The sequence below is a fragment of the Emticicia sp. genome (genome assembly GCF_043780375.1).
Classification (GTDB): domain Bacteria; phylum Bacteroidota; class Bacteroidia; order Cytophagales; family Spirosomataceae; genus Emticicia.
In genome coordinates this window covers 1-5,004 of record NZ_JAYWCU010000148.1, presented here as the reverse complement: position 1 = coordinate 5,004, position 5,004 = coordinate 1, and the positions used below count along the sequence as shown (strand labels likewise).

General features: G+C 34.0%; 5 protein-coding genes. 1 reads left to right on the top strand and 4 read right to left on the bottom strand.

The features are described from left to right. Positions 1-1,042 (bottom strand): hypothetical protein (locus ACH2CJ_RS11780; protein ID WP_394993005.1); only part of this gene is annotated, 1,042 nt, incomplete at its 3' end. Between the two features lie 134 nt (positions 1,043-1,176). Here ACH2CJ_RS11780 and ACH2CJ_RS11775 point away from each other — a divergent pair. Beyond that, the gene (locus tag ACH2CJ_RS11775) at positions 1,177-1,488 is read left to right on the top strand and encodes a hypothetical protein (RefSeq protein ID WP_394993004.1); all 312 of its coding nucleotides are present in this window, start codon (positions 1,177-1,179) and stop codon (positions 1,486-1,488) included. 109 nt (positions 1,489-1,597) lie between these two features. On the opposite strand, the gene ACH2CJ_RS11770 is transcribed toward ACH2CJ_RS11775, so the two are convergent. The 3 genes from ACH2CJ_RS11770 to ACH2CJ_RS11760 form a co-directional block, all read right to left on the bottom strand. Next, complete coding sequence (locus ACH2CJ_RS11770; protein WP_394993003.1) at positions 1,598-2,788, bottom strand: M20 family metallopeptidase; 1,191 nt, start codon at positions 2,786-2,788, stop codon at positions 1,598-1,600. 123 nt (positions 2,789-2,911) lie between these two features. Then, on the bottom strand, positions 2,912-3,517 hold the full coding sequence (locus ACH2CJ_RS11765) for a hypothetical protein (RefSeq protein WP_394993002.1): 606 nt from the start codon (positions 3,515-3,517) through the stop codon (positions 2,912-2,914). Between the two features lie 64 nt (positions 3,518-3,581). Then, positions 3,582-4,775: a hypothetical protein gene (locus tag ACH2CJ_RS11760; RefSeq protein WP_394993001.1), complete on the bottom strand. Its 1,194-nt coding sequence runs from the start codon at positions 4,773-4,775 to the stop codon at positions 3,582-3,584. Positions 4,776-5,004: the final 229 nt, after the last annotated feature.

Sequence of the window (5,004 nt, the reverse complement as noted above, 5' to 3'; positions counted from 1 at the left end):
GATTACTGAGTAACGAATAAGCAAAATACAAGGCAATAGCAGGGTAAGAGTATCGTTCGTGCATTTGGGTATTGACAAAAAAGAACAAAATAGCGATTGTTCCAGCAGTAAGCCACAGTAAAGAATAATAGTTTTTATCTAAATCGTTTTTGTATTTCAACTTTTTAATAGTGTTGATTATCAATGGAATAAAGCCAATTGCCGACAAACTAAAAAACAAAATAAATCCCCATCTTTTATAGCTTAGTCCTGCAAATGTTAGCGTATCATTGAGTAAGGTTGGGTCTTGTTTGAGCAATAAATACCAAATATTGTAGGCATTCCATGATACTCTTGGAAAAAAACCGACCGATTCTCTTACAACTTTCAGAAAATTCCAGAATGTCCCTCCCCAAATAAATGGACTTAAAAGCCAAAGTTGTGTAAGTAATGATATAGCTAACATCTTTATTATAAGCCATTTATCAAGATTTCTGCCTAATTGATAAACCAGTAAAATAATAAAAAAAGGCACAAAAATAATCGTTTGGAGTTTTACATAAACCGATAATGTACAGAAAAATGCCGCCCAAAGTAGTTTTCGTTCAAAAAGACAAATGATTGCTAAAACCACAATCGTAGTTGGAACACTATCTAACTGGCCCCAAATAACGGTACAATATAAATATCCTATATTGAAGAGCAGCATATATTCGGCAAATTGTCGGGTATAATATTTTCGTAATGCCCAAGCAATGGCAATTGCTCCACCAAAATCAAATAGCAAGAAGAAATATTTGAGCTGATAACTATTGGCATAAATCAACTCTTTGCTTCCTTGCAGCTTTCCAAACCAATAAAGCCAATGCAAATAGAAAGGCATATAGTTGGTGTCGGAATTATAAATTTGACTTAATCCATGTTCAAAAGCGTAGTTCGACCAACGAGGCCAATCGTTATTGAGGTCGAACCAAAAACCCGTGTGCGGAATAATGGCAACCAATAGACTATAAAAAAGTAAATGATGCCATTTAACTGGCAATTCGGAAAGTTTTTGCAACATAAAAAAATAAGAATATTTACTTGTTATTTGGCAATAGAATTACAAAATACTATAAAATTCCTGTATTTTATATCAAAAACAATAATCGTATTTAAAGAAACTTTATATTTGTTCAACACATAAAATCTAACCCAATGAAATATTTAGCTATTAGCCTCTTTTTTGCCCTTGTATTTTCGAGCTGCCAATCTAAAAATGAAACCACTTCTACCACTACCGACAATGTTATTGTAAAAGTTGATACTGTTTCTTTCGAGCTGCAAAGCCCTCCTTTTATTTCTAAAGAAGGCGATACACTTGTTTCATCGGTCGATGTATCTTATCCAAAGCTTTCGGGTGGCAACGAAATAGCTATTGCTAAAATCAATGCTTTTGTAGCAAAACGACCTATTAAAGATATATTTTTCATAGGAGGTTTTTTAGTTTTTTTTGCTGGTAAAAAATGATATTTTTTTGAACGAAGAGTAAGTTAAAAAGATGTATTTTAAGCCCCAATTAAAAAACTTAATAACGCTCTAATAGACAATAACCAAAACAGGTTTTCACTATTATCTTCTAATTACTAAGTTCTCGAATTGCCAGCCAGGACATAAGACCTGGCCCAATTTCGAGTGATGTTTCATCAATATCAAAAGTAGGGGTATGTACGCCTGAAATAATGCCACGAGCTTCGTTACGAGTGCCGAGTCTATAAAAACACGAGTCTACTACTTGTGAGTAAAAAGCAAAATCTTCGCCTGCCATCCAAAGATCGAGGTCTACAATATTTTCTTTTCCCATATAGATTGTAGCTTCATTTTTTATTCGGCGAGTCAGTTCTGGATGGTTTTTCAAGAAGGGATAACCCTTTACTACTTCAAAATCACAAACTCCACCCATTGCTTCGGTGATTCCTTCTGCCATTTTTTTCATTCTTATGAGTCCATCTTCTCGCCATTCTTCGTCCATGCAACGAAAAGTACCTTGAATCGTAACTTCATTTGGGATGACATTTGTTACACCATCGGCAATAAATCTGCCAAAAGAAAGTACCGAAGGATTGGCAGGTTTTTTATTGCGTGAAATAATCTGTTGCAGAGCAACAATCAAGTGCGAGGCAATCAACACAGGGTCAATGAGCTGGTCGGGCATTGCTCCGTGTCCACCTTTACCTTTTACGGTCAAATACAGTTCGTCGGTGCTTGCCATGTACATTCCTTCTCGGAAACCAATTTTTCCAACTGGAATATTTGGGGCAACATGCTGACCAAGCATACTATTTGGGGCAGGGTTTTCTAAAACACCTTCCTTAATCATTATTGAAGCTCCACCTGGGGCTTTTTCTTCGGCAGGTTGAAAAATCAACTTGATTGTTCCTTCAAATTCTTCTCGAAGTTGAAATAAAATCTTGGCAGTGCCGAGCAACGATGAAGTATGTGCATCGTGTCCGCAGGCGTGCATTACTCCTTCATTTTGAGATTTATACGGCACATCGTTTTTCTCAAAAATGGGTAATGCGTCCATGTCAGCACGCAAACCTACAACTTTGCTTGTCGGGTTTCGGCCTTCAATCAATGCCACTACGCCGGTGTTGGCAATGCCTTCTTGGGGAGTTAGACCAATATCTCGGAGTTTTTGGGCAACAAATTTGGCAGTATTATATTCTTGAAAAGATAATTCAGGATTTGTATGCAAATGACGGCGATTTGCAACAACTTCGGAAGCATAATCTTTGGCTAATTGCTTTATTTTTAAATCAATAGACATTTCTGAGTAGTAATTAAAAAAAGGTTATTATTAGTAAAGTTTCTCCTCCTTTTTTCACTGAGGGGAAATTTCAAAAAAACTATTTTTTTTACAAAGATAGAGCTGAATTACTCTATCTTTAACTTACATATTATCAAATCCTTCCAAATTTGATATTTTCCAAACATTATTTACTTTCTTCAATTTTACTTGATAGCTAAAATTATCGACATCGTTCCAAATCCAAGTCCATTTGGTTGTTGCTACATTACCATTGATAACCAAATCTTTGATTTTTAAAGTTTCCCAAAACTTATCTGGATTGTCCTGACAATTGCACCACGGACTGGCATCCAAATAGTTATTTTCCAACCCATCACCTTCTTGATATTTAGCTGTATCTGCTTTTATTTCGGTATCTATTTTCTTCAGAATTCGTTCATAATTATTAAAAAAATCATCAGCAAAGAAATCTGTTTTCTTCAATTCGGCTATTCTATTATTATTTATTTCTCGGTCAATTCCTGTGCAAAAGCCGTTATTTGGGTATGCCAACGTAAAATCACTTAATTGAGTGGTATCTGTTTCATGCCAAGAATACATATCTTTTATGGTCTGCAAAATTTGTGTACTGTCGATGGCAGTCGAATCAATCTTGTTTTCAGTTTCTTGTGTTTTACTACTACAATTAGTAAGGAAAGCAGTTATTGAAAGAGATAAAAAGGCAACTAAAACGAAAATATTTTTCATGCTTAGAATGATGTTTTTGTGATTTTTAAATAGAATGCAATTTAGGGCTTTATTTCTTTAAAAATTATTTTTTTTCGGTGATTTTGAGCATCGCAGGAGTTGGAATTAGATAATTAGATGTTCCCCAAAAACGTTCATCATAACGCCCACCTTTAGGAAAATTATTGGTAGTAATGAGTTCTTCGTCAAACTTTATGGCTGTTCGGTTGCCAAGTTTACCCTGTTCGTTTGCCATAAACTGGATTGTCATGGTGGCTTCATTTACGAATTTTTTTTCGAGTTTGTCTTCAAATTTTGCCTCAAAAATCAATTTACAGTCTTGTAGATGCCACACACCATTCATGGGTAAAAACTGAGTGTAGCCTTTTACGAGCTTGCCTTCTTTTTTAGTATTGTCAGTAAAATTGCCTTTTATTACATCTTTTACACCTTCGGGAGTCATTTCGTATTCAATTCTGACAATGGCTTTGCTATTTTGTGTTAAGAAAATTTTGCCATTTCGAGCCGCTTTTACTTTTTTATTGATAGGCTTAAAACTTATCGAAAAAACAAGACTATCATTAAAGTAAGTCATTATTGAATCAATTTTGAAATCATAATCGTTGATATTACCTTTGTCCAAATAATCAGGAATTCCCCCTTCAAGCGAGCGAGTAACTATGGCGGCTCCATTTACAAATCCCCAACCGTTGAGTTTAGCAGTTTGACCCATCCATTCAAATTTTCGAGATTTCAATAATTTTATTTTTTCAATACCAATTTCCTTTTCAGTGTGCGGACGCTCAATGCGAATAATGCCTTCATTGATTTTTACATAGCCCAATTTTGCCATTTCTATTGTTTCTAAATAAAAACCAGTTTGATAAGTCGGAAAAGTAGGATTATTCTTTTTAACTAATCCAAATGCTTCTTTTAAAAGCACTTTTGGGTCACCTCCTTGTATAGATGCCAATATTTCGGCTGGTTCTAAGGCAATAACATTGGTAGAATCGAAAGACGAGGCTTTTCTAATGATATTTTTGTACCCAATCATAGAAATGACCACCATTGAGTCAAGATTTATTTTAGGAAAGAAAAATTTAAACTCTCCTAAAGCATTAGTTTCGCTAGAAAATCCTTTATCTTGAATACTCAAATAAGCATTTGGAATAGAATTTTGTGTAGTTTTGTCAATGATTTTTCCCGAGATAGAAGCGTATCCTTGAGAAAAAACAGCTATCGGAAACAATAATAAGATTAAAAAGGAGTTAAATTTCATAAATTTATATAGCGATTCTTTTTTTATTAACGTTTAATTTTAAAATTTGCTAAATACTATTGCATCTTTTTTTATACTTTACTTACATTTAGCAAATTTATAGCCGAATTGAAATATTTTAGAAGATTTGTTTAAAACCGTACACAAATAATAATACTTGGAGAAATTAGACGAGTAAAAGACAAACTCGCCTAATTTTGTAAAAATATATAATTATAATATGTACAAA

What these genes read in the sequence shown, in the direction of transcription:
- ACH2CJ_RS11775 (WP_394993004.1), top strand. Translation starts at nt 1,177, where the DNA reads ATGAAATATTTAGCTATTAGCCTCTTTTTTGCCCTTGTATTTTCGAGC.
- ACH2CJ_RS11770 (WP_394993003.1), bottom strand. Translation starts at nt 2,788, where the DNA reads ATGTCTATTGATTTAAAAATAAAGCAATTAGCCAAAGATTATGCTTCC.
- ACH2CJ_RS11765 (WP_394993002.1), bottom strand. Translation starts at nt 3,517, where the DNA reads ATGAAAAATATTTTCGTTTTAGTTGCCTTTTTATCTCTTTCAATAACT.
- ACH2CJ_RS11760 (WP_394993001.1), bottom strand. Translation starts at nt 4,775, where the DNA reads ATGAAATTTAACTCCTTTTTAATCTTATTATTGTTTCCGATAGCTGTT.